The sequence below is a fragment of the Rhizobium sp. RHZ01 genome (assembly GCF_014851595.1).
In the GTDB taxonomy this organism is placed as follows: domain Bacteria; phylum Pseudomonadota; class Alphaproteobacteria; order Rhizobiales; family Rhizobiaceae; genus Rhizobium; species Rhizobium altiplani.
This window is the reverse complement of record NZ_JACUZZ010000139.1, coordinates 1-285: the sequence shown is the minus strand read 5'-3', so window position 1 is coordinate 285 and position 285 is coordinate 1. Positions and strand designations below refer to the sequence as shown.

General features: G+C 65.6%; 1 pseudogene. It reads left to right on the top strand.

The annotated features are described in order from the left end of the window. Positions 1 to 68 precede the first annotated feature (68 nt). Positions 69 to 285, top strand: a pseudogene (locus tag IB248_RS31180) (cytochrome c1); the annotation flags it as partial.

The window sequence follows — 285 nt, the reverse complement described above, 5'->3', positions numbered from 1 at the left end:
AAGCGCAACAAGGTGGCGGCCGCCGAGCCGGTCAAGGCCTGAGCGTGCGACAGGAAGGGAAGAGACACATGAACAAGCTTGTTACCAGCCTCCTGTCGCTGGCCGTCGTCGCTGGTTTGAGCGGCGCAGCACTCGCCGAGGAAGCCACCCCGAACGGTGCTGCGCCGGCAGAGCATGCCGAAGGCGCAACGCCGCACTATCCGCTCATGCATCCGAAGCATGAGCACTGGACCTTTGCCGGCCCGCTCGGCCATTACGACAAGGGCCAGCTGCAGCGCGGCCTGA